This is a genomic window from Micromonospora sp. NBC_00421 (assembly GCF_036017915.1).
In the GTDB taxonomy this organism is placed as follows: Bacteria; Actinomycetota; Actinomycetes; order Mycobacteriales; family Micromonosporaceae; genus Micromonospora.
On the sequence record NZ_CP107929.1, the window covers coordinates 2,544,632 to 2,567,380 of the forward strand.

Here is a 22,749-nt window from a genome sequence, read left to right on the forward strand (position 1 = left end):
ACGGCGCCCGCAGCACACCCCGTTGCGGCAGCACACCCCGTTGCGGCTTCGCCACCGCCCGACACCGGGCATTCCACCTGCGCAACGAGGGACGGTCCTCCCTGTCGTCCGACATTCGCGTGTGCAAAGCTGCGGCGGGTCTTCGCGTTTCCTCGCGACTTCGACGACATACGCAATAGGGAGGTTGCCGTGCCGGCTACGTTCGGGCAATGGCTGATCGTGATCCTGGCCCTGCTGGTGGGCCTGGCCGGAGGCTGGGCGCTGTGGGGACGGCAGCGGCCGGCCACCGGGACACCCATTGTGGAGGGTGACCCGGTAGTCGGGCTCTCCGCCGAGGAGAAGGCCGCCGCCACGATCGACGCCCCCCGCCCGGACGCCACGGTCGACACCTCCCCGACGCCCGTCGCCGTCGTCGACGAGCCCACCCCGCAGGACCTGACCACCCCGCAGTCCGCCGGCCACCTCGCCCCGCCAGCCGACGACGCCTCCCTCGTCGACGACACCGCTGCCGTCGACCGGACCCCGGCCGCCGACGGCACGCCCGCCACGATCGCCGCCGAGCGGTCCGTCCCGCTGGCCGTCATCGAGGACGAACCGACCACCGCGGACCTCACCGGCCATGCCACCTCGGGCCTCACCGGCCGTACCACCTCGGACGAGACGCCCGGGAGCACGGTCGCCGACGAGAACACCGCGCCGATCCCCGCGCCCCGGGCCACCGTCGAGGACACCCCGGACACCCCGGACACCCCGGTCCCGGCGACGGAGCTGCCGGAACCGGCCCCGGTCGACGGGGAACCCGCCGCCACCGACCCCCGATCGGCCGCGAGCGGCCCGGTGACCGGGGAGGAAGCGCTCCCGGCCCCGACGGCCGACACCGTCCCGACCGAGACCACGCCCGCCGACCCGTCCACCGTGCCTGACCCGGCCGTTCCGACCACCGCGCCGGACCCGGAGCCGGCCCTGACCACCCCGACCACCGTTCCGGACCCCGACCCGGTCGCCGTGCCGGACCCGGAGCCGGTCACGCCGGTCGCCGTGCCGGACCCCGACCCGGCCACCCGGGTCGCCGACGACGCGGACGAGGCCCCGGCCGCCGTCGCGCCGGTGATCCCGACGCAACGCACCTCCGTCGCGGACAACGCACCGGTTACGGACAGTGCACCCGTTACGGACCGTGCACCGGTTACGGACAGCATCGTCGCTCAGGACGCCGCCGCCGGACAGGACGGGCCGGCGGACGACTTCCGCCGCATCCAGGGCGTCGGACCGAAGATCGCGGCCTCGCTCCAGGCCGCCGGCATCCGCACCTACCGGCAGCTCGCCGAACTGGACGAGGTACGCCTGCGGGAAACGGTCCGCGCCGCCGGGCTGCGTGCCGCCGCGAGCCTGGCCACCTGGCCGCAGCAGGCGAAGGTGCTGGCCGGTGCGGGCACCGAGGCCGAGCGGGTACTGCCGGTGCCGACCGGCGGTGACACCCGGGTCTGACCGGTCGATCCGACGAGGGCCGGTGGGCGTCGCCAGGCGTACCCACCGGCCCTTTCGCCTGCCGTCCACAGGCCCGACCCCGGGGCGGGGTGACCGCGCCGGCCCGACATCCCGCCCCGGCCGACCGGGAGTGATCATGGCCCGGCCGACCGGGAGTGATCACGGCACGGTCGGTCCGCCACCGCTGTCAGGCTCGGTGAGCAGGGCGTCGAGTGTGTGCGTGGCCTCGACCACCCGCGCCGGGTTCGGGTGGTCGAGGGTGATGAGGGCCTTCCACAGTGCCCAACCGCGCGCCCGCCGCCAGGTGCCGGCATCGACGTCGAGGGCGGTTCGGAAGGCCGTACGGGCGGACGCGTCGAGCAGTGTCCAGGCGATCGTCAGGTCGCAGGCGGGGTCGCCCACCCCGCTGGTGCCGAAGTCGATGACGGCGGCCAGTCGTCCGTCGCGGACCAGCAGGTTGCCGTAGGCGACGTCCCCGTGGAACCAGACCGGCGGCCCGGCCCAGGTGCTGGCCAGCGCGGCCGACCAGATCCGGGTGACCGGGCCGGCGGGCACCCGGTGGGCGAGCCGGGTGATCGCGCCACGGGTCTCCCCGTCGTACGTACGCAGGGGTCCGCCCCGCCAGAAGCTGTGCGGGCCGGCGGCCGGCCCGGCGGCGGGGTCCACCCGGCTCAGCGCGGCCAGGAACCCGGCCAGGTCGGTGGCGAACGTCGTGAGGTCGCCGATCCGGGCGGCGGTGGCCTGCTCACCGGCTATCCAGCCGTAGACCGACCACTCGAACGGGTAACCCTCGGCCGGCCGGCCCCGGCCCAGCGGGACGGGCACCGGCAGCGGCAGCCGCGGTGCCAGATAGGGCAGCCACCGCTGCTCCTTGGCCACCTGGGCGGCGTAACCGGCGGCGCTGGGCAACCGCACGGTCATCGTGTCGCCGAGGTGGAAGGTGCGGTTGTCCCAGCCACCGGCTGAGACCCGGCGGACCGGGAGCGCGGCCCAGTCGGGAAACTGGGTGGCGACGAGACGGCGTACCAACGCCTCGTCGATCTGCGGGGCGACGGGTGCGTCGGGGCGGCTGCTCATCCCTCCCACCGTGTCGTAGCGACACCCTGCTCGGCAACGGATTTGTCCACACCGTCCCGCTGACCGTTCCGGAATACCGTTTACCTGGTCCCGGCGAGTGGGTACATGGGCGGCACCTCGAATACACCACAAGCCCGGAGGCACCCCCATGCGCGGTTCGTCGATCCTCGGAGTCATCGTCGTCATCTGGTTGGTCATCGGTGCCGTCGCCGCTGGCCAGCGCGGCTACTACGGAAACGACGACACCAACTGTGCCGAGGCCGGCACCATCCTGGTGACCATCGTGGCCGGGCCACTCAACTACATCGGCGCCAACCCGAAGATCGACTGCAAGCTCCCCGAGCCGTCGAAGTAGACCGCACCACCCCGGCCCGCGCCCACCCCTCGGGGCGCGGGCCGTCCCATGTCCGCTCCAGATCACCCCCACCCGCCATGCCCTGCACCCCACCCAGCCCCACCCACCCCACCCACCCCACACCTCCTAAACCTTCCTAGGAACCCACCCCGCATTCCCCCCTCCCACACCCATCGGCGTCTGTCATGCGGTGATCAAGAAGTTGTGGTCAGAAAACCGCGCTGCGATGACCGAAACCTCTTGATCACCGGGGAGATCCGGGGGGTGGGGGCGGGGGGGATCCCGGGGGTGGGGGTGGGTTAGCCGGCTACGTGGATGCCGGGGCGGCGGGAGGGGTCCGGTTCGCTCTTGCGGATGATCTCGCGGACCACCGGTGGGGTGTCGCCGCGGCCGAGGATCAGGTATCGGAGCAGGTGGGCGATGGGGTTTCCCTCGGACCACTCGAAGTGGGCGTGTGGCCGTACGCCGGTGCCGTCGCGCAGCGCCAGCAGGATCGCGGCGATCGCGTTCGGCACCGCCGGACTGCTGGCCCGCAGCACGCGGAACCCGCCCACCTCGGCCCCGTGCACCCACAGCACCTGGCTGAACTCCGACGGATCCACCACGTCGATCTCCAGGAAGAGCACGTCGGAGGCGCCCGGCACCGGGTTCATGCTCCGTTGCGCCCGCTCCTTGACCCGGTACTCCTTGAGCGCACCGGTGGCCCGCTTGTGGGCGATCAGGTGCAGCCGGCCGTCGTGGGCCAACGACTCGGCGACGAACCGCCGGGCCGACTCGTCGAACTCGATCCGCTCGGCCCGCAGCTCGGTGGTCCGGGTGATCCGGGAGACCAGCGAGACCGCGACGATGCCGGCGATGAACAGCCCGGAGATGGCGATCCCGTCCGGCTTCTCGATCACGTTCTCGATCAGCGCGTAGAGCAGCACCGCGGTCAGCACCGTGAAGCCGACCGCGGCGGGCCGGTGGCGCGCCCGCGCCGTCGCGATGGTCACCGCCACCGCTCCGGAGACCATCATCGCCAGGATGCCGGTGGCGTACGCGCCGGCCTGGGCGTTGACGTCCGCCCGGAAGGCGACGGTGATGACGATGCTGATCAGGGTGTAGACCAGGACCACCGGCCGGACCGCCCGACCCCACTCCGGTGCCATCCCGTACGACGGCAGGTAGCGCGGGACGATGTTGATCAGGCCAGCCATCGCCGACGCACCGGCGAACCAGAGGATCAACACGCTGCTGATGTCGTAGACCGTGCCGAACCCCTCGCCGAGGTGGGCGTGGGCCAGCCAGGCCAGTGCCCGCCCGTTCGCCGCGCCACCCGGCTGGAACTCCCGGGGCGGGATCAGCACGGTGGTGACGAACGCGGTGGCCAGCAGGTACACCGACATGATCAGCGCGGCGGCGGTGAGCAGCCGGCGGGTGTTGCGGATCCGCGCCGCCAGCCGCTGCTCGCGGTCCGCGCCCGCCCCGCGGACCAGGGGCATCATGCTCACCCCGGTCTCGAAACCGGACAGGCCGAGGACCAGCAGCGGGAAGGCCAGCACCGCCGGGCCGAGCAGGTCGCCGACGCCGGCGCCCCCGGCGGTCAGGGTGGCCGTCCAGTTCCGCACCGTGCCCGGGTCGGCGGCGATCTCGGCCAGGCCGGCGGCCACGATCACCGCGTTGAGGCCGAGGAAGACCACCACCAGGGGTACGGCCACCAGCACCGCCTCGCTGAAGCCGAGCAGGAACACCCCGCCGAGGACGAGCAGCAGCGCCACAGTCACCAGCACGGCGACCCCGGTGCCGTGCGGTGCCGACGACGGCAGGTAGGGGTTCTCCAGCAGGTGCACCGTCGCGTCGGCGGCGGACAGCGTGATCGTGATGATCCACGAGGTGGCGACGAAACCGAGCAGCACCAGCACGAAGAGCTTGCCCCGCCAGAACGGCAGCAGCCGCTCCAGCATCGCCACCGAACCCTGCCCGTGCGGGCTCTCCCGGGCGACCCGCCGGTACATCGGCAGCATCCCGCACAGGGTGAGCGCCACGATCAGCAGGGTGGCCAGCGGGGAGAGCGCCCCGGCTGCCAGCGCCGCGATACCCGGCAGGTAGGACAGGGTCGAGAAGTAGTCGACCCCGGTCAGGCACATCACCTGCCACCAGGGGTGCCGCCGCTGGCTGCCCTCCTCGGTCTCGGGGCCGACCGGTTGCACCCGGTACGCGAAGAGCCACCGGCGCAGCGCGCCACCGGGCCGCGCCGGCCGGGCATGGCTCTCCACGCACTCCGGCAACCGCACCGGTCCCGGTCGGGTGCGCTCACCCTGCCCGGCGTCCCGGGCCTCGCGCAGCGCCCGCCCGTGACCCGACGGCGGGGCACTCCCCCGTCGTTCCCGGGTCCGCCGTTCCCGCGCGCCGTCCCGCCCGTCCGCCATCCCCCGACCGCCCTCGTAGCCCCTCTCCCGACGGTAGGCGCTGAACGTGGTCGCCCCGGCCGGAACACGGGAAGCCAGACGCCCGCCCCCGGCGGAACGGTCGGTCGGGAAGCGGGCAGCGCGGGCCGTCAGGTGGGGCGGGGGCCGTCCGGCGGTGTGGTGGGCAGGGCCGCCAGCAGGGCATCGGGGTCGGCAACCGTCACCGTGGCCGCCGGATGGCGCAGCCACCGGCCGGGGGCCAGCCCCGGCACCGGCGAGCCGAAACGCAGGCACACCCCGGCCGTGGTGTCGGTCCCGAAGGTCACCCCACGATCGGCAAGCGACAGGTGCGGCCCGACCACCCGCCACCAGCGGTACGGCCCACCGGGCTGGACACCGACCACGTTCGTCCGCGCGGTACGCAGCCGCCAGGGGCCGAACCGGATCGCCACCGTCTCGTCGTCGACCACCACGGCGCAGGTCTGCGGCCGGATGCCGAGCAGCGCCAGCGGCACCCGGAACGTCGGGTCGAACCGGAACGCGAACCGGTGTACGGGCATGACCGCCGGGTACCCGGAGCGCGCCGCGCGACACCCGCCCGGACGAACGACGCCTGTGGGTCATGGCGCGGGTCGGTGCCGACGGCGTCGAACGCCCCGGACGGGCCGGTGCCCGGACGGGCCACGTACCCGATCCGACCGGGTGCCGGTGGGACGCGGTATCAGGTCAGGGCGCGGGTCCAGTCGTCGACGTGTGCGCTCAGGTGATCGGCGACCGACCGCCAGTAGGGGCCGTCCTCGGCGTGGATCCGGGCCCAGGGCTGCACCCCACGCCGGGCACCGTCACGCAGCAGGTCGTACATGGCGCGGGCGCGGGGGCCGAGGGTCGCGGCGAGCGCGGGACGCTCCGCCGCCGGCAGGCCGTACCCGTCGACCAGGACGCGCAGCCGGTGGGCCGACTCCGGCACCGGCCGGTCGGGGCGCATCCCGGTCATCGCCTGGGCGGCGTACGCCAGCTCCCACCGGCGGGTGCCGGGGCCGGCGCCGTCCCAGTCGATCAACACCCAGCCGCGCGGAGCCCGGACCAGGTTCCACGGTGCCGCGTCGTGGTGGCAGAGCAGGTCCGTGCCGTCGGGGCGGATCGGCACCTGCCAGCGGGCCGACATCGGGGGCACGAAGTCCACGACCGCGTGGTGCAGGTCGGCCAGCAGCCGGCCGATCGAGGCCAGCTCCGCCGTCGGGTACAGGCCGGAGGGGTGACCAAGCTCCCCCGGCACGTACTCCAGCACCTGGCGGCCCTGGTCGTCGCGACCCAGCGGGCGGGGCGCACCGTCGAAGCCGACGTCGTGCAGGTGGGTCAGCAGGGCGTCGACGGCATCGGTCCACGGGCCGACCGGCCGGCGGACGGTGTCACCGACCCGGACCACGCCGGTGGTGACGTTGCCGGGCAGCGGCTGTTCGTCGGGGCGCATCCCGCCATCCTGGCCGAACGGACGCGTCCCCGCGCGCCGGTTTCCCGGCGCGCGGGGACCCCCCCCCGTCCCGGCTGCTACTGCAGGAACGCCCCCAGCGGTGACAGCAGCAGCCGGCCGAGCGCCGCGGCATTGTCGTCCAGCCGGGTGCGCTCGCCGTCTCGGGCCTGCGGGTCGTGCCGGCAACGCCAGATCTTCTGCGCGTTACGCCAGGCCACGTCCCTGGTGTACTCGACCAGTTCGCCCTGGTACCAGTCGTCGATGTCGCCGTTGAGCATGTCGAGCAGCAGTTGCCACCGCTCCAGGTAGCCCCGCCGCAGCGACGGGATCTTGTCGGCGAAGATGTCGTTGATCTTCAGGTAGTCGCGGTGCTGCTCGGTGCCGTCCACCGGCTCGGACTCCAGGTGGTCGAACGTGGTCACCAGGGCGAACGGCAGGTCGAAGTTGATGTGCGCGTTCACCCCCGCCGCCGCCGACGGCAACGGCCGGGCGTCCGGGCCGCGCATCCGCTTGAACAAGCAGGACCAGGCGCGCGGGGTGGTCGGGCTCGACTCGGTCCACAACCGCATCGCGTCGAAGTAGCGGGCGGCGAACTCCACGTCCAGCCGGGACAGGAACACCGGGTCGGCGAAGTAGTCGTCGTAGAGCCCCTCCAACACCCGGCTGGTGATGGTCAGGTAGAGCCGGTTGAAGTCGGCCAGCGGGCAGCTCTGCTGCAGCGGTGGCAGCCGGACCAGCAGGTCCTGGAGCTTGGTCAGGTGGTCGACCACCGCCGGCACGTCCTCCGGGTGGTCGGCGAGCAGGTCGACGATATCCGCGTGGACGGGGCCCCAGACCGGTTCCCTCATGTCTCCTCCACAGTGGTCGGGGCAGCGCCGCGCCGTCGTTGTCGATAGACAGCCTGTCAGCGTCGGTGTGGCACCGGATCAGTAGAACGACGTATTCGCCGCCGCGCCTGACGTACGCTCACTCGCCCCGGTTACGCAGGTGGATGGCGCTGGCCTGGACCCGGGTCCGGACCTGGAGCTTGTCGAAGATGTGCGACACGTGTACGCCGATGGTCCGTTCACTGATGAACAACAGCTGGCCGATCTCCCGGTTGGTCAGCCCTTCGGCCACCGCGGCGAGCACCTCACGTTCCCGCGCGGTCAGCATCGCCAGTTCGTCCACGTCCGGGCCGACGGGGGCGGCGGCCCGGTCCGCCCCGACCGGGCGGGCCGGTCCTGCCTCCGCTGAGCGCCCGTTGCCCGCCCGGGAACGCGGGACGCGGGCCGGCCGCGCGGGCGGGGTGCGATCGGTCAACTCCACCCGGGCCCGTCCGGCCAGCGTCCTGATCTCGCTGGTCAGTGGCACCGCACCCAGGCTCGACGCCATCTCGTGCGCCTCCCGCAGCAGGGTGCCCACCGTACTGCGGCGGCCACGGCGGGCCAGCAACGCCTCGGCCTGGCGCAGCCGCGAGTAGGCCGCCGGATAGGGGTGGTGCCGCCTGTCCCACTGGATCGCAGACCGGGCCCAGGCGTCCGGGTCGCCCCGACCGTCGAGCCGGGTCAACTCGGCCCGGCTCAGCGCCAGGAAGCCCTCGGCGTTGAGCCGGACCGGCCCGGCCGCCGTCGCGCCCTTGCTGGCCACCCGCTCGAGCGCGTCGCGCAGCCGGCGGACCGCCGTGGGGTCCACCGCGACGGTACGACTGGCGTGCGCCTCGGCCTCGGCCCGCAGCCCGTGCCAGGCCAGCGTGCCCAGCAGCACCACGTCGTCGGAGCGGCTCTCGGTCAGGCCCCGCTGTACCGCCTGCCGGGCCACGTCGTGCCGGCCCTGCCACATCGCCAGTCCGGCGCGCAGGATCAGCATCGGCAGCACGTGTCGGGGTGCGCCACCACCGGCGAGCATGGTCGCCACCGCCTCCAGGTCCCGGTCGGACGCCTCGACGTCGCCGTATCCGACGGAGAGCCGGCAGCGGGCCAGCAGCAGCTCCACCGCGTCGGCGCCGGACGGGCGGTGCCGCAGTGCCGCCGCGACCACCTTCTCCGCCTCCGCCCACTGCCCGACCCGGAACAGCCCGTTGGTGGCGATGGCCAGCAGCCGGGTCTCGTAGGTACGGCCCAACCCCAGCTCGGCGACCCGTTCGGCACCCCGGCGGGCCACCACCACCCCCTCCTCCAGGATGTTCAGCGGCCCGGTCATCAGCTCCGCCAGATGCAGGTACGCGCAGGCCACGTCCTCCGGGCCACCGGAACGCTCGGCGGTCTCCAGGGCCCGGCGGACCACGGCCAGGCCCGCGTCCGGGTCCTCCAGGAACGCCTCGCTGAAGCCCAGCGCGGAGCTGGCCAGCACCACTTCGGTGGTGCTGCCGTCGACCGTCGCGGCCAGGTCCAGCGCCTCCCGGGCGCGCTGCCCGGCGTCGGCGTACCGGCCCAGGTGCAGCAACAGCTCCGCCAGCCGGGCGGCGGCGGTGGCCCGTTCCCGGCTGGTGCAGTCGGCGGCTTCCAGCACGCTGCGGTATTCCGCCTCGGCGGGGGCGGACCGGCCCGCCGCAGCGAGGTAGCGGGCCCGTTGGATGCGCCACCCGCAGGACGGATCGAGCGGCTCGCCTCCGGTCAGTTCGGCCAGCAGGGACAGGGCACGGGCGTGCTCACCGCTCTGGTGGGCGGTCTCGGCGGCGCGTTCCAGCAGCGCCGCCCGGTCCACCTCCGGCGGTACGCCCGCCGGGCCACGGGCCGGGGTCGCGGCCAGTTGCAAGGCCACCGACCAGTGCCGATGTGCCTCGGCGAAGCCGTGCAGCCGTTCGGCCTCCCTGGCGGCGGCCATCGCCGCCGGCAGGGCCCGCCCCGGTTCGCCGGCCAACCGCCAGTGGTGCGCCAGGCGAGCCTGGTGCAGCTGCGCCGGGGCCCGGGTGAGCGCCTCGGCGTAGCGGCGGTGCAGGCCGGCGCGCTCCGCCGGGAGCAGTTCGTGGGCGAGCACCTCGGCGACCAGCCGGTGTCGTAACCGGTAACCGTCGTCCGCGCCGACCAGCAGCCGGTGGGCCACCGCCTCCCGAAGTGCCTCGATCAGCTCCGCCTCGGGCAGGCCGAGCACCTCGGCGAGCAACCAGTGCTCGACCGGTTCGACACCGACGGCCACCGCGTGCACCGCCGCATGCGCGGGCCGGGGCAACGCGTCCACCCGGGACAGGAAGATCTCACGCAGCGTGTCGGACAGCCCGTCGCGGCCGTCGCGCAGGTCACGGGCGAGTTCCTCGACCACGAACGGGTTGCCGCCACTGCGCTGCCAGATCTGGTCGGCGGCCTCCGACGTCAGCGGCGTACCGACGATCTCGGCGGCCAACAGGTCGGTGTCGGCCCGGTCGAGCGGGGCCAGATCGAGCACCTGCACCGACCGTAGCCGGCGCAGCTCGGTGAGCACCCGACGCAGCGGGTGGGCACCCTGCAGGGACTCGGCCCGGACCGCCGCCAGCACCGACAGTTGCAGGTCACCCAGGCCGGCGAGCAGATAGAGCAGCAGTTGCCGGGTGGTCCGGTCCACCCACTGGAGATCGTCGAGGACGAGCACCAACGGGCGCCCCTCGGCGATCATGCCCAGCCCCCGGGAGACCCGCTCCAGCAGCGCCCCGGCGCTGTCCGCGCCCGCGGTCTCCTCGACGAAGGTACGTAACAGGCTGCGCACCGCCGACGAGGTCCGGGCCTGACCGGTGGCGAGGTCGGCGTCGTAGCGGCGCAGCGCCTGGAGCACCGGGTGCAGTGGGGAGGCGTCGCCGATGTCCAGGCAGGAGCCGGTGAGCACCACCGCCCCGGCGGCCCGCAGCCGTGCCGCGGCCTCGCTGAGCAGCCGGGTCTTGCCCACCCCGCTCTCACCGGTGACGAAGACCGCGGCGGTCTGCCCGGGGTCGATGTCGTGGTGGAGCGCGGCGCACAGCACCGTCAGCTGGTCGGCGCGGCCGACGAGCGGTGCGTCCACATCGCTGACCATGCCCGCAGCCTAGTCACAGGTCCCCGCACCCTTCTACGGGCTTAATACGTCACCGGTACCTCTCGCGTCGACATTGCGACTAAAGGTGGCGCCCGGCCGACATACGTCGTTCGGCAGATCCCCCGTCGGTCCGGTGGTGGGAGTCTCCGAACGTCGGAGACACCACTGCGGGGGAAGGGTGGGTGGGATGCCACTGTCCACGGTCGGCACCGGTCGGAAAGACGTCACCACGACGCCCTGGCCGGTGCCGCAGGAACGACGCACGCTGACCGTGCTCTTCGCCGACATCGTCGGCTCGACCGCACTGACCGAACGGCTCGACCCGGAGGACGTCCGGGCGGTGCAGTTCGCCTACTTCGACATCGTGGCGGGGGTACTACGCCGCTGGCAGGGCACGGTGGAGAAGTACGTCGGCGACGCGGTGATGGCGTTGTTCGGGGCGCGTACCTCCGACGGGCTGGACGGCTACCGGGCCGTGCGGGCCGCCCTGGAGATCCAGGCCGCGCTGGAGCGGCGGGTGTTGCCCGGCGGGGTCACGCTGCGGGTCCGGGTCGGCGTCGCCACCGGTGAGGCGGTGGTCGACCTGGCCGCCGTCCGCGACGGCGGCCACGGCATGGCCTCCGGCGCGGTCCTCACCACCGCCGCCCGTATCCAGGAGTACGCCCCGGCGGGTGGGGTGGTCGTCTGCGCCGCCACCCACCGGGCCACCGCCGGCCTGGTCGACCAGCACGCCCTCGCCCCGGCCAGCCTCACCGGCAAGGCGTTGCCTGTCGACGTCTGGCGGGTCACCCGCACGACACATCCGCGCCCGACCCACCACCACGGCCCGCTGATCGGCCGACGCCGAGAGGTCGCCACCGCGCACGACCAGCTCACCCGGGCGGCCCGGGAACACCGTCCACGGTGGGTGGCCCTGGTCGGCCCGGACGGCATCGGTCGCAGCCGGCTGCTGGCCGAGCTACGCCACCGGCTACCGGAGGTCGACGGCACACCGGTGCGCTGGGCGGTGGCGCACTGCCCGCCGTACCCGGAGCGGGTGTACGGGCCGGTCGCGGAGTTGCTGCGGGACGTGGCGGGACTGGCCGCCACCGACCCGGCGGAGGCGGTCCACGCCCGGCTGGCCGCCCTGGTCGACGGTCTGGTCCCACCACACCAGCTCGCGGCGACGGTGGCGGCGCTGGCCGCGCTGCTGGCCGCCCCGGACCGCTCGGCGGTCACCGGTGCGGCGTCGGTGCGCCGGGTACTGCTCGCTTTGGCGGCCCGCCGCCCGGTGGTGGTCGGCGTGGACGACCTGGACCGGGCCGCCCCCGAACTGGGGCACTTCCTGCACTCGCTGTTCGCCGCCGCGACCGCCCGGGGGCTGCCGTTGGCGGTGCTGGCCACCCACCGGCCGGACCACACGGACCCGCTGCCCGTGCCGGCGCACCACCACCCGGTGAAGCTGCCGCCGTTGAGCACCATCCACACCGGCCGGTTGCTGCGCCGCCTGCTCGCCCACGCCGGCCAGCCGGTGGCGGACGTCGCCCGGCTGGTGCCACTGGTCGCCGGCCGCCCCGGCTACGCCACCGCCTACGTCGACGCCGCACCGCGGCCCGACGGCGACGCCGCACCGCGGCCCGACGGCGACGCGACGACGCGGACCACGTCGCACCGGTCGGCCGAGCCGGCGCTGCCCGAGTCGCTCCGCCGGCGCGCCGCCGCGCGGCTGGACCGGTGCGACGGCCCGCACCGGGCGGTACTGATGGCCGCCGCGACGATCGACGGTGAATTCACCGCGTCGACCGTGGCCGGGCTGCTCGACTGGACACCCGGACGGACGGCGGACGCCCTGCGCCGGCTCACCTGCGCCGGTCTGGTCCAGCCCGGTCCGCGTGGCGGGCACGTCATCGCCGACCCGGCCCTGCGCCGCTGCGCGTACGACCGGCTGCCCCGGACGTTGCGCGCCGACTTCGCCCGACGCACCGGGTCCACCCGCCCGGCCGCTCACACCCGGCAGGTCGAGCCCGGCCGGCAGGTCGAGCCCGGCCGTCGGGCTGGGAGCGGCCAGCCGGCCCGGACCGGCCGGTCGACCATGTCCATCCGGCCGACAGGGGCGACCGTGACCACGGCCCCCGAACCGCAACCGGCCACGGGCAGTGCGGCGAGCGGCCGGGGACCGGATCTCAGGCGGAGCGGTCCGGGTCCGGCTTCCGGAGCCGGGCGGACCCGGGTCGGGCCGACGCCGGTCGACCGGCGGGCGGGGGCGTTCGACGGCCACGGTCCACGGCCGGTCGACACCGACGTCCCTCGCACGGGAGCCACCGTCGTGCCGCTGCCGTCCCCTGGCGTCGCTGTTCCGACGTCCCGCAGGGCCGCTGTTCCGACCGGTGCCCGGCCGGGGACCGGTGGCCGGCGACGACGTGGGGAGGGGATGCCGCACCCCGCCGTACCGTTACCGGCACGGGCCGCCTGACGGTCGGCCCGCCCACCGCATCCTGTGGAGCAGGCGCCGCGCGCCGGGCACGGCGTCGTGCTGCCGTTCGCGTCCCGCCGGCCGACGCGTGCCAGCCGACCGACGCCTACCAGCCGGTCGACGCGTCCCAGCCGGTCGACGTCTGTCAGCCGGTCGACGCCTACCAGCCGCCGTCCGTCAGCGGGCCGCGCCGGTGGCCGGTGAGGACAGGTCGGCGCGCATGGCGCGTACCGCCTCGCCGGCGTAGAGGCACGCGGCCCGGTGGCCCGGGGTCACCTCGATGGCGGGCGGATCGGTCTCGGCGCAGGCGGGACGGGCCTGCGGGCAGCGGGTCCGGAACCGGCAGCCGCTCGGCGGGTCGGTCGGGCTGGGCAGCTCACCGCTGAGGATGATCCGCCGCCGGTCGCGCTCCACCCGGGGGTCGGCCACCGGGATCGCCGACAGCAACGCCGCCGTGTACGGGTGGGCCGGCTCCCGCCAGAGCTGCGCCGGGGTGCCCGTCTCCACGATCCGCCCCAGGTACATCACCGCGATCCGGTCACTCAGGTGCTCCACCGCGGCCAGGTCGTGCGCGATGAACAGGTAGGTCAGCCCGAGGTCCCGTTGCAGCCGGCGCAGCAGGTTCATGATCTGCGCCTGCACGCTCAGGTCGAGCGACGCGATCGGTTCGTCGAGGACGATCAGCTCGGGCTCACCGGCCAGCGCGCGGGCGATCCCCACCCGCTGGCGTTGGCCGCCGGAGAGCTCGTGCGGGTGCCGACCGGCCAGCTCCGGTCGCAGGCCCACCAGGTCGAGCAGCTCGGCGACCCGACGTCGGCGGGCCTCGGCGGAACCCGCCAGCCGGTGCACGACGAGCGGTTCGGCGATGCTCGCGCCGACGGTACGCCGCGGGTCGAGCGACGCCTGTGGGTCCTGGAACACCATGGCCACCCGCCGGCGCAGCCCGCGCAGCCGACGACGTGACCAGCCGGTGACGTCCTGTCCGCCGACGGTGATCCGGCCGGCGGTCGGATCGACAAGTCGCAGCAGCGCCAGCCCGGTGGTCGACTTGCCGCTGCCGGACTCCCCCACCAGGCCCAGGGTCTCGCCCGCCCGCACGGTCAGCGACACCCCGTCCACCGCGCGCACCGGCGGGCCGCCGGGGCTGGGAAACCAGACCGTGAGGTCGTCGAGTTCGGCGACGGTTCCCGTACTCATCGGTCCTCCGGTGTGGGCTGGTGGCGGTCCTCGCCGGCGGGCGGGTCACCGGCGGGCCGGCCGTCGGTGGGACGGTGCTCGCCGATGGCGGGATGTTCGCCGATGGTGGGATGTTCGCCGATGGTGGGATAGAAGGTGCGGACCCGGTGGTCAGGCGCGATCGGGGTCAGCGGTGGCAGCTCGTGCGCGCAGCGGGCGTCGCCGCGTACCGGGCAGCGGGGCCAGAACGCGCAGCCCGCCGGCAGGTCGAGCGGGCTCGGCGGGGCGCCGGGGATCGCCGCCAGCTCCTCCCCGGCCGCGCCGGGCCGGGGCCGGGCGGCCAGCAGGGCCCGGGTGTACGGGTGCCCCGGCGTGACGAAGACCGCGTCGACCGGCCCCTGCTCGACGATCCGCCCGCCGTACATCACCGCGACGGTGTCGGCGATCCCGGCCACCACGCCGAGGTCGTGGGTGATCCAGACGACCGCCATGCCGAGTCGGCGACGCAGGTCGGCCACGAGTTCGACGATCTGCGCCTGGGTGGTGACGTCCAACGCGGTGGTCGGTTCGTCGGCGATCAGCAGTTCCGGCTCGCAGGCCAGCGCCATCGCGATGACGACGCGTTGGCGCATCCCGCCGGAGAACTGGTGCGGGTGGGCGTCCACCCGGCGGTCGGGTGCCGGGATGCCGACCAGGTCGAGCAGCTCGACGGCGCGGGACCGGGCCTGCCGCCGGTTCATCCCGAGGTGTTCCTCGCACGCCTCGGCGACCTGGCGACCGACGGTCAGCACCGGGTTGAGGGTGGTCATCGGGTCCTGGAAGACGAACCCGACGTGTCGGCCCCGCCACCGCCGACGGTCCGCCTCGGACATGGCGGTCAACTCCCGGCCGAGCAGCCGGACCCGGCCGGTGACCGTGGCCGAGCGCGGTGCCAGGCCGGTGGCGGCGAGCACGGTCATGCTCTTGCCGCTGCCGGACTCGCCGACCAGGGCGAGGGTCCGGCCGGGGGCCACCGACCAGTCGACCCCGGCGACCGCCCGCGCCGGGCCGTTGCGGGTGCCGAGGGTGACCGTCAGGTCGGCGATGTCCAGCACCGGTCCGCCACCGGATGCCGCACCCGCGACCCGGGGCGACGGTACGACGTGCTCGCTCATCGGGTGCTCCTCCGGGCCTCGCTGACGGTGAGCTGGCGCGGGTCGAGCACGTCCCGCAGCGCGTCACCGACCAGGTTGAAGGCGAGCACGGTCAGGAAGATCGCCGCACCGGGGAAGAACCCCAGCCACCAGGCGTCGGTGACGAACCCGCGCCCGTCGTAGAGCATCCGGCCCCAGGCCGGCGCGGGTGGCTGGACGCCCAACCCGAGGAAGGACAGCGCCGCCTCGGACAGGATCGCGAAGGCCAGCGACAGCGAGGTCTGGACGATCAGCGGGGCGGCGATGTTGGGCAGCACGTGCCGGCGCAGGATGCGCAGGTCGGAGGTGCCGATGGAGACGGCGGCCCGGACGAAGACCTGTTCCCGGACGGCGAGCACGCTGGCCCGGGTGACCCGGGCGAAGATCGGGGTGTAGACCACCCCGATGGCGACCATGGCGGTGACCAGCCCCGGGCCGAGCACCGCGACGATCGCCACGGCGAGCAGCAGCACCGGGAACGCGAAGAGCACGTCCATGCCGCGCATCAGGATGTTGTCCGCCCAGCCGCCGTACCAGCCGGCGAGCAGGCCGACGGTGACCCCGACGGCCAGCGCGATGCCGACGCTGACCAGGCCCACCTGCAACGACACCCGGGCCGCCACCAGCACCCGGCTGAGCACGTCACGGCCCAACTCGTCGGTGCCGAACGGGTGTGCGCCGCTGGGTGGGCGGAGCATCTGGTCGACGTCCACGTCGTTGGTGCCGGCCGGCGCGAGCCACTGCCCGGCCAGCCCGACGACCAGCAGCACCAGCAGGACCACCGTACCGGCGACGGCCGGCGGGTCGTGCCGCAGCGCGGTCAGCGTCCGCCGCAGGGTGCCCGCCTCGGCGGCCCGCCGGGGCGGGTGCTCGTCGGTCGGCGGAGGGTCGACGCGCGGCGGCGGGTGCGGCGTGCTGGCGGCGGTCGACGTCCGGTCCCCAGGCGTGCTCATCGCAGCCTGATCCTCGGGTCGAGGCGGGCGTAGAGGACGTCCACCAGCAGGTTCATCAGCAGGAAGAGGCTGGCCACGAAGAGCACCGCACCCTGGAGCACCGGGTAGTCCCGGGCCTGGACGGCGTCGTAGGTGAGCCGGCCGACGCCGGGCCAGGCGAACAGCACCTCGATCACGATCACCCCGCCGACCAGGCTGGCCAGCTGCACCGCCACCACGGTGACCACCGGGATCAGCGCGTTGCGCAGTACGTGCCGGACCACCACCACCCGGCGGCGCAACCCCTTGGCCTCGGCGGTGCGGACGTAGTCCTCGGCGAGCACTTCGAGCACCGAGGAGCGGATGAACCGGGTGAGGATGGAGGCGGTGACCAGCCCGACGGCGGCGGCGGGCAGCGCCACGTGGGACGCCCAGCCGGCCGGGTCGTCGGTGAGCGCCACGTAGCCCGACGGTGGCAGCCAGCCGAGCACCCCGGCGAAGAGCAGGATGCCCATGATGCCCATCCAGAAATCCGGGACGGAGACCCCGAACTGGCTGAACACCCGGGCGGCGTGGTCGACGAACGAGCCGCTGCGCACCGCGGAGAGCACCCCGAGCGGGAAGGCGACGAGCAGGGCGAGCAGCACCGCGGTCACCGCCAGTGACAGGGTCGCGGGAAGCCGTTCCAGCACGATCGAGGTGACCGGCTGCCCGCTGCGGAAGCTGACCCCCAGGTCACCGGTGAGCGCGTGCCCGACATAGCTGAGGTACTGCACCACCAGCGGCCGGTCCAGCCCCGCGCGCTCCCGCAGCGCGTCGTAGGTCTGCTGGTCGAAGCGGGTGCCGAGGGAGACCCGGACCGGGTCGCCGGGGACCAGTTGCAGCAGCAGGAAGACCACCAGGGTCACCCCGAGCAGGACGACGACAGACTGGAGCAGCCGTCGCAGGACGAAGCGTCCCATGCCGCCCCCTCAGCGAGCCAGGGCGACGTCGCGGAACCGGATCGCCCGGTCGGTGCGGACCTGGTAGCCGGTGACCTTCTTGGACCAGCCCTGCACCACGTCCGGGTTGTAGAGGTAGATGTAGCTGGCGTCGTCGACGATCTGCTTCGCCGCCCGCTCGTACGTCTGCTTGCGGACCCCCTCGTCGGTCTGGGTGCGGGCCTGGTCGAGCAGGGTGTCCACGGCGGGATTGCTGTACTTGTGGAAGTTGAACGTGCCGCCGGTGCGGTGCTGGGCGTAGTAGAACTCGTCCGGGTCGATGTTGCCCAGCCAGCCGAGCAGGAACCCGCCGAAGTTCCCCTTGCCCTGCTCGTCGAGCCACTGGGCGAAGTCGAGGGTACGGATCTTCACGGTGATCCCGACGTCCTTCAACTGGGCGGCGATCACCTGGGCGGCGGTGACCGTCTCCGGGTATTCGCTCGTCACCATCAGGTCCATGGTGAGGCCCTTGACACCGGCCTGGCCGAGCAGTTGCCGGGCCCGGTCCGGGTCGTGCCGGTACGGCGAGTAGTCGTAGTACCAGGAGCTGCCCTTGGGGATGGCTGTCTGGTTGGCGGTGGCCTGCCCGAACTTGGCGGCCTTGGTGATCGCCTCCCGGTCCAGCGCGAACGCGACGGCCCGCCGGACGTTCACGTCGTCGTACGGCTTGCGCCCCTCGTTGAGGGCCAGGTACCAGTAGTCGGTCGAGGGGGTGGTGGACACCGCCACCTCACCGGCCTCCTTGAGCGCCGGCACCTGCTGCGGCGGCAGGTTGTCGGTCCACTGCACCTCGCCGCCGCGCAGGTTCTGCAGGGCCACCGTCGGGTCCTTGACGAAGGTGAAGGTGACCCCGTCGAGCTTGGGCTTCGCCCCCCAGTAGGCGTCGTTGCGGGTCAGCTTGATGTTGTCGCCGGAGGTGTAGCCGGCCACCGTGAACGGGCCGCTGCCCACCGGCCTGGTCTTGATCGCGCCGGACTCCACGTTGGACTTCTCGACGATGGCGACGCCCTTGAAGCCGCCGAGGTTGGCCAGCAGGTTGGGCGTCGGCGCGGTCAGCGTGACCACCACCGTGGCCGGGTCGGGCGCGGTCACCGACTTGACGGTGGCGAACTTGTACGACGCGTTCAGCTTCTCCTTGATGATCCGCTGATACGAGTAGACGACGTCCTCCGAGGTCAACGGCGACCCGTCGGAGAACTTCACCCCCTCGCGGAGAGTGAATGTCCAGCTGAGCTGGTCGCTGCTGGTGGTCCACTTCGTGGCCAGCGCCGGGCCCATCTTCAGGTCGGCGTCCGGCTCGACGAGGGTGTCGTAGACGTTCTCCAGCACCTCGAAGCTGTAGTAGGCCGAGGTCTTGTGCGGATCGAGCTGGTCCGGTTCGCCGCCGATGGCGGCGGTGAGCGTGCCGCCGGCCGACCCACCGGCGGTGGAGCCGCCACCGTCGACGTCGACGCTCTCGCCCGCGCTGCACCCGGCCAGGCCGGTCAGGACGACGGCGAGTGCTCCCGCGGCGATCCTCGATCTGGTCATGGACACGGTCATCCTCCGTCGCCTGGCAGATCAAAAACGCGAGTCTTCTCCGCCAAGCGGGGCAATGTCAATGAAATCAGTGCAATTCCTCGATTGTCGCGCGTGGAACGTGCCCGCCAGCATCGCGCATGGAACGTGCACAGCGGACACCCCGCTACTCTTTCCCGCAGCACGACGGTCAAACCTCACCCCCGCGACGGGGCACGGACCCCTCGCCGACCGGCCGGTCGAGGGTGCGGCTGCGTCCCCGGAACTCGGCCACCACCTCGTCGCCCCGGGTGACGGTCACGTCGTAGATGCCGCTGCGGCCGTACCGGACGCGTTCGCTGGCGTACGCGGTCAGCAGGTCGCCCTCGCGGACGGGGCGCAGGAAGCTGATCTCGCCGCCGGCCGCGACGGTGGCCGGGCCGTGGGTGTTGCAGGCCAGCGCGAAGGCGGTGTCGGCGAGCAGGAAGACGAAACCACCGTGGCCGATCCGGTGCCCGTTGACCATCCCGGCGGTCACCCGCATCCGGGCCACCGCCGCACCGCCGCCGGCCGAGACCAGCTCGATGCCGAGGCCCCGGGACGCCACGTCGGCGTCGAACATGTCATGGGCGGCCGTCCGGCCCGTCCCGCCCCCACCGGCTCCTCTCTCCCCGGCGGGCTCGTTCTTCCCGCCCGCCGGGCCCTCCCCGGCGGGCTCCTTCTCCACGGCGGAGGCGGGCTCCACCCGCCCGGCCCGCCCGCCGCCGCGCCGCCTGCCGCCGGTCCGCCCGGCAAGGTCCGGTTCGCCGGGGCGTGGGCTGCGGTCCGGCACGGTTCCTCCTGTGGTCACCCGGCGCGACGACCGGGGCCGACGCCGGTCGCCGCTGCCGACCGTACGCGGGCGGAGCGGTGACCACCGGCCGCGGGGGGCGGGGCGGGCACCGCGACCTGCGGCGTCACCTCCTCCGGGCGGCGGGGGGAGGTCGGCCGGGCTATGCTCACGGACGTGTCGGCGGTGGGGCCCGCCGTCCCGGCGTCGACCGGGAGAACCGCGCCGGACGCGCCAACGGTCCCTGCCAGTGGTCCACGTACTGGTGGGGAGGTCCCGATGGCACCACGGTCAACGCGCCGCGTCGATCCCGACGTCGACCTGCACGTCCCGGCCGACCGGGGTGAGCTGACCGCCCGCCCGGCCGCCGTGCTGGGCGCGATCGCCGCCGGTGGGATGCTCGGGGCGCTGGCCCGCGCCGGGGTGCAGACGGCCCTGCCGTACGCCCCGACCGGTTTCCCCTGGTCCACCTTTGCCGTGAACGTCACCGGTTGCCTGCTGATCGGGGCGCTGATGGCGGTGCTCGGCCGGCGTCGGGTCGGCCCGCTGGTCCGGCCCTTCGTCGGGGTAGGCGTGCTCGGCGGCTTCACCACCTTCTCCGCGTACGTGGTGGACGTGCACCGGGCGCTGGCCTCCGGGGCCGCCGGGACGGCCCTGTGCTACCTGGCCGCCACCCTGGTCGGCGGCCTGCTGGCGGTCGTCGCCGGTGACGCCCTGGCCTCCCGGCTGCTGGACCGGCGCACCGGCCGGGAGGTCCCCCGGTGACCGTGCTGCTGATCGCGCTGGGCGCGGCGCTCGGCGCGCCGCTGCGTTACCTCACCGACCGCGCGGTGCAGGCCCGCCACGACTCCCGGTTCCCGTGGGGGACGCTGACCGTCAACCTCGCCGGCTCGCTGCTGCTCGGCGCGGTGGTCGGGATGCCCGTCGGGCCGGCGGTGACCGCGCTGGTCGGCACCGGCTTCTGCGGCGCGCTGACCACCTGGTCCACCTTCGGCTACGAGACCGTTCGGCTGGCCCGCGCCGGTGCCCGGCGGCACGCGGTGGCCAACGCCCTGGTCAGCGTCGTCGCCGGGCTGGGCGCGGCCACGCTCGGCTTCGCCCTGGCCCAGGCGCTCACCGGCTGACCGGCGGGCCGGACCTCAGCGGACCGTGGTCACGTCCCGGCCGGCGTGCTCGTGGCCTCCGCCGTGCTCGTGGCCGTGCTCGTGGCCGTCGCCGTGCCGGTGGTGGTGACCATGGCCGTCGACCGGGTCGTCGGGGTGGTCGTGCGGGGTCTGCGGGCGGCCCACCTTGTCGGCGAAGCCGGGCATCGACACCCGGTACACGCAGGTGTCGCAGTTCATCCGGATGTCCCCGCCCAGCGCCTCGGCCTGCCGTTGCAGCACCAGGTCGGCCAGGGCGTCGCAGTCGCCGATCACCTCGGCGACCCGGATGTCGAGGTCGGGACGGTCGGCGGCGAACGCCCGCGACTGGTCCACGATCCGGTCCGGTAGCACCCCGGCGAACAGGAAGTACGGGGCGACCACGATCCGGCGGGCGCCGAGCCGACCCAGCCGGTCCAGCACCGCCGGCACGGACGGCTCGGCCAGCGAGATGAAACCCGGCTCGACTCCGGCGTAACCCCGCCCCTCCCAGAGCAGCCGGGCCACCTTCGCCACCTCGGCGTTGGCGTCCGGGTCGGTGGCGCCGCGCCCGATCAGCGCCACCCAGGTGCCGGCCCGGTCGGCCCCGGCCAGCGCGGCGTCGATCCGTTGCTCCAGGACGGTGTGCAGCAGCGGGTGCGGGCCGAGCGGCCGACCGTACCGGTAGGTCAGGCCGGCGTGCCGATCCCGCTCACGCGCCATCGCGGCGGGGATGTCACCCTTGCCGTGACCGGCGGCGGTGAGCACCAGCGGCAGCGCGACAAGCGACAGGTGACCCCGCGCGACCAGCGCGCTGACCGCGTCGGTCAACGGCGGCCGGGACAGCTCGATGAAACCACCCTCGACGTCGCCGACAGCGGCCCCGGCCCGGTGCCGGACCCGGTCGACGAGGGCCGCGAACTGACCGACCCCGGCCGCGCTGCGCGTACCGTGCCCGACGATGACCAGTGCGGTCATGATTCCTCCAGATAGAGCAGGGCGTTGAGGGCGGCGGCGGCGACCGCCGAGCCGCCCTTCTCGCCGATGTTGGACACGGCGGGCAGGCCACTGGCCCGCAACGCCGCCTTGGACTCGGCGGCCCCGACGAAGCCGACCGGCAGGCCGACCACAAGCGCCGGGGCGGCTGCCACCGCGATCAACTCGACAAGTGCGGTCGGCGCGCAACCGACCACCCAGACCGCCCCCGGGCCGACCCGGTCCAGGGCGATCCGGACGGCCGCCGCCGACCGGGTCAGCCCGGCCTCCCGGGCCAGGACGGCGGTGGCCGGTTCACCGACCGGGCAGACGATCTCCCGCCCCGGGTGGGTGATCCCGGCGGCCACCATCGCCACGTCGGTGACGATCGGCGCCCCGGCCCGCAGCGCGGCCAGCCCACCGGCCAGCGCCACCTCGTCGCAGACCAGGTCGGTGACGTAGTCGAGGTCGGCGCTGGCGTGCACCACCCGCTCGACGACCGCGCGAGTCAACGGCGGCAGCCGTCCCAGGTCCACCCGGTCCCGCAGGATCCGGTAGGACTCCCGTTCGATCGGGTGGACGACCCGGCTCACCGGCCACCCCCGGCGGTCGGTCGGGCGACGGCATGTCCGGTCATGGCGCTCCTCGCACATCGGTGGTGGCCCGGATCGCGTCCACCGGGCAGATCTCCACACACTCCAGGCAGCCGGTGCAGCGGTCGGCCCGGACGGTCAGCCCGCCGGGCACCGGCCGGATCGCGTGCGTGGGGCAGGTACGCAGGCAGGCCCCGCAGCCCTGACAGGCGTCGATCACCACCGGTGGGAACCCGTGGGCCCCCGCTGCCGCGCCAGCCGGAGCCACCCCGGGCGGGGGC

Annotated in this window: 17 protein-coding genes and 3 pseudogenes; 5 read left to right on the plus strand and 15 right to left on the minus strand. The window is 74.1% G+C overall.

Going from position 1 to position 22,749, the window contains the following annotated elements; translation table 11 throughout:
• Positions 1 to 189 precede the first annotated feature (189 nt).
• Complete coding sequence (locus OHQ87_RS11040; RefSeq protein ID WP_328347517.1) at positions 190 to 1,488, plus strand: hypothetical protein; 1,299 nt, start codon at positions 190 to 192, stop codon at positions 1,486 to 1,488.
• 159 nt (positions 1,489 to 1,647) lie between these two features.
• Here the strand turns inward: OHQ87_RS11040 and OHQ87_RS11045 are convergent, their stop codons facing one another.
• On the minus strand, positions 1,648 to 2,565 hold the full coding sequence (locus tag OHQ87_RS11045; protein WP_328347519.1) for an aminoglycoside phosphotransferase family protein: 918 nt from the start codon (positions 2,563 to 2,565) through the stop codon (positions 1,648 to 1,650).
• 148 nt (positions 2,566 to 2,713) lie between these two features.
• On the opposite strand from OHQ87_RS11045, the gene OHQ87_RS11050 reads away from it, so the two are divergent.
• A complete protein-coding gene (locus tag OHQ87_RS11050) occupies positions 2,714 to 2,920 on the plus strand; it encodes a hypothetical protein (protein WP_091251220.1) in 207 nt (68 codons plus the stop codon).
• A 299-nt stretch (positions 2,921 to 3,219) separates the two neighbouring features.
• On the opposite strand, the gene OHQ87_RS11055 is transcribed toward OHQ87_RS11050, so the two are convergent.
• The 5 genes from OHQ87_RS11055 to OHQ87_RS11075 all read right to left on the minus strand — a co-directional run bounded on the left by OHQ87_RS11055 (position 3,220) and on the right by OHQ87_RS11075 (position 10,741).
• On the minus strand, positions 3,220 to 5,328 hold the full coding sequence (locus tag OHQ87_RS11055; RefSeq protein WP_328347523.1) for an amino acid transporter: 2,109 nt from the start codon (positions 5,326 to 5,328) through the stop codon (positions 3,220 to 3,222).
• A gap of 128 nt (positions 5,329 to 5,456) precedes the next feature.
• Positions 5,457 to 5,867: a hypothetical protein gene (locus OHQ87_RS11060; RefSeq protein ID WP_328347525.1), complete on the minus strand. Its 411-nt coding sequence runs from the start codon at positions 5,865 to 5,867 to the stop codon at positions 5,457 to 5,459.
• A 161-nt stretch (positions 5,868 to 6,028) separates the two neighbouring features.
• A complete protein-coding gene (locus tag OHQ87_RS11065; RefSeq protein WP_328347527.1) occupies positions 6,029 to 6,778 on the minus strand; it encodes a phosphotransferase in 750 nt (249 codons plus the stop codon).
• A 77-nt stretch (positions 6,779 to 6,855) separates the two neighbouring features.
• Positions 6,856 to 7,626, minus strand: coding sequence for a DUF5995 family protein (locus OHQ87_RS11070; protein WP_328347529.1), 771 nt, complete (start codon positions 7,624 to 7,626; stop codon positions 6,856 to 6,858).
• A 118-nt stretch (positions 7,627 to 7,744) separates the two neighbouring features.
• Positions 7,745 to 10,741 (minus strand): helix-turn-helix transcriptional regulator, encoded by a 2,997-nt coding sequence (locus tag OHQ87_RS11075; protein WP_328347531.1) that lies wholly within the window; start codon positions 10,739 to 10,741, stop codon positions 7,745 to 7,747.
• Between the two features lie 187 nt (positions 10,742 to 10,928).
• On the opposite strand from OHQ87_RS11075, the gene OHQ87_RS11080 reads away from it, so the two are divergent.
• A complete protein-coding gene (locus tag OHQ87_RS11080) occupies positions 10,929 to 13,193 on the plus strand; it encodes an AAA family ATPase (protein WP_328347533.1) in 2,265 nt (754 codons plus the stop codon).
• A 177-nt stretch (positions 13,194 to 13,370) separates the two neighbouring features.
• Here OHQ87_RS11080 and OHQ87_RS11085 read toward each other — a convergent pair whose 3' ends face one another.
• From OHQ87_RS11085 to paaI, 6 genes and pseudogenes are all read right to left on the minus strand, one after another.
• Positions 13,371 to 14,390 (minus strand): ABC transporter ATP-binding protein, encoded by a 1,020-nt coding sequence (locus OHQ87_RS11085; protein ID WP_328347535.1) that lies wholly within the window; start codon positions 14,388 to 14,390, stop codon positions 13,371 to 13,373.
• A gap of 125 nt (positions 14,391 to 14,515) precedes the next feature.
• A pseudogene (locus OHQ87_RS11090) lies at positions 14,516 to 15,523 on the minus strand (ABC transporter ATP-binding protein); the annotation flags it as partial.
• Positions 15,520 to 16,494 carry an ABC transporter permease gene (locus tag OHQ87_RS11095; protein ID WP_328347537.1) on the minus strand — a complete coding sequence of 325 codons (975 nt, stop codon included), beginning with the start codon at positions 16,492 to 16,494 and terminating at the stop codon, positions 15,520 to 15,522. The gene OHQ87_RS11095 and the pseudogene OHQ87_RS11090, both read right to left, overlap by 4 nt.
• Positions 16,491 to 17,435 (minus strand): ABC transporter permease, encoded by a 945-nt coding sequence (locus tag OHQ87_RS11100; protein ID WP_328347538.1) that lies wholly within the window; start codon positions 17,433 to 17,435, stop codon positions 16,491 to 16,493. The genes OHQ87_RS11095 and OHQ87_RS11100 overlap by 4 nt, the downstream gene beginning before the upstream one ends.
• Before the next feature lie 9 nt (positions 17,436 to 17,444).
• Positions 17,445 to 18,989, minus strand: coding sequence for an ABC transporter substrate-binding protein (locus OHQ87_RS11105; RefSeq protein WP_442930744.1), 1,545 nt, complete (start codon positions 18,987 to 18,989; stop codon positions 17,445 to 17,447).
• A 172-nt stretch (positions 18,990 to 19,161) separates the two neighbouring features.
• Positions 19,162 to 19,572: a hydroxyphenylacetyl-CoA thioesterase PaaI gene (gene paaI, locus OHQ87_RS11110; RefSeq protein WP_328348809.1), complete on the minus strand. Its 411-nt coding sequence runs from the start codon at positions 19,570 to 19,572 to the stop codon at positions 19,162 to 19,164.
• A 486-nt stretch (positions 19,573 to 20,058) separates the two neighbouring features.
• Here paaI and OHQ87_RS11115 point away from each other — a divergent pair, with 486 nt between their 5' ends.
• Both OHQ87_RS11115 and crcB read left to right on the plus strand, forming a co-directional pair.
• Positions 20,059 to 20,544, plus strand: a complete 486-nt coding sequence (locus tag OHQ87_RS11115) for a fluoride efflux transporter FluC (protein WP_328347540.1) — start codon at positions 20,059 to 20,061, stop codon at positions 20,542 to 20,544.
• Positions 20,541 to 20,903, plus strand: a complete 363-nt coding sequence (gene crcB, locus OHQ87_RS11120) for a fluoride efflux transporter CrcB (protein WP_328347542.1) — start codon at positions 20,541 to 20,543, stop codon at positions 20,901 to 20,903. Before OHQ87_RS11115 ends, crcB begins: the two co-directional genes overlap by 4 nt.
• Before the next feature lie 93 nt (positions 20,904 to 20,996).
• Here the strand turns inward: crcB and OHQ87_RS11125 are convergent.
• The 3 genes and pseudogenes from OHQ87_RS11125 to OHQ87_RS11135 all read right to left on the minus strand — a co-directional run.
• Positions 20,997 to 21,878: pseudogene (locus OHQ87_RS11125) on the minus strand (sirohydrochlorin chelatase); the annotation flags it as partial.
• Positions 21,875 to 22,468, minus strand: a complete 594-nt coding sequence (locus OHQ87_RS11130) for a precorrin-8X methylmutase (RefSeq protein WP_328347544.1) — start codon at positions 22,466 to 22,468, stop codon at positions 21,875 to 21,877. The pseudogene OHQ87_RS11125 and the gene OHQ87_RS11130, both read right to left, overlap by 4 nt.
• A gap of 67 nt (positions 22,469 to 22,535) precedes the next feature.
• Positions 22,536 to 22,736: pseudogene (locus tag OHQ87_RS11135) on the minus strand (DUF362 domain-containing protein); the annotation flags it as partial.
• Between the last annotated feature and the right edge of the window lie 13 nt (positions 22,737 to 22,749).

Excerpts from the sequence above, each read along its gene's own strand:
- OHQ87_RS11050 (WP_091251220.1), top strand. The coding sequence starts at position 2,714 with ATGCGCGGTTCGTCGATCCTCGGAGTCATCGTCGTCATCTGGTTGGTC.
- OHQ87_RS11045 (WP_328347519.1), bottom strand. The coding sequence starts at position 2,565 with ATGAGCAGCCGCCCCGACGCACCCGTCGCCCCGCAGATCGACGAGGCG.
- OHQ87_RS11070 (WP_328347529.1), bottom strand. The coding sequence starts at position 7,626 with ATGAGGGAACCGGTCTGGGGCCCCGTCCACGCGGATATCGTCGACCTG.
- OHQ87_RS11085 (WP_328347535.1), bottom strand. The coding sequence starts at position 14,390 with ATGAGTACGGGAACCGTCGCCGAACTCGACGACCTCACGGTCTGGTTT.
- OHQ87_RS11100 (WP_328347538.1), bottom strand. The coding sequence starts at position 17,435 with ATGGGACGCTTCGTCCTGCGACGGCTGCTCCAGTCTGTCGTCGTCCTG.
- OHQ87_RS11055 (WP_328347523.1), bottom strand. The coding sequence starts at position 5,328 with ATGGCGGACGGGCGGGACGGCGCGCGGGAACGGCGGACCCGGGAACGA.
- OHQ87_RS11060 (WP_328347525.1), bottom strand. The coding sequence starts at position 5,867 with ATGCCCGTACACCGGTTCGCGTTCCGGTTCGACCCGACGTTCCGGGTG.
- OHQ87_RS11065 (WP_328347527.1), bottom strand. The coding sequence starts at position 6,778 with ATGCGCCCCGACGAACAGCCGCTGCCCGGCAACGTCACCACCGGCGTG.
- paaI (WP_328348809.1), bottom strand. The coding sequence starts at position 19,572 with ATGTTCGACGCCGACGTGGCGTCCCGGGGCCTCGGCATCGAGCTGGTC.
- OHQ87_RS11080 (WP_328347533.1), top strand. The coding sequence starts at position 10,929 with ATGCCACTGTCCACGGTCGGCACCGGTCGGAAAGACGTCACCACGACG.
- OHQ87_RS11115 (WP_328347540.1), top strand. The coding sequence starts at position 20,059 with ATGGCACCACGGTCAACGCGCCGCGTCGATCCCGACGTCGACCTGCAC.
- OHQ87_RS11075 (WP_328347531.1), bottom strand. The coding sequence starts at position 10,741 with ATGGTCAGCGATGTGGACGCACCGCTCGTCGGCCGCGCCGACCAGCTG.
- OHQ87_RS11095 (WP_328347537.1), bottom strand. The coding sequence starts at position 16,494 with ATGAGCACGCCTGGGGACCGGACGTCGACCGCCGCCAGCACGCCGCAC.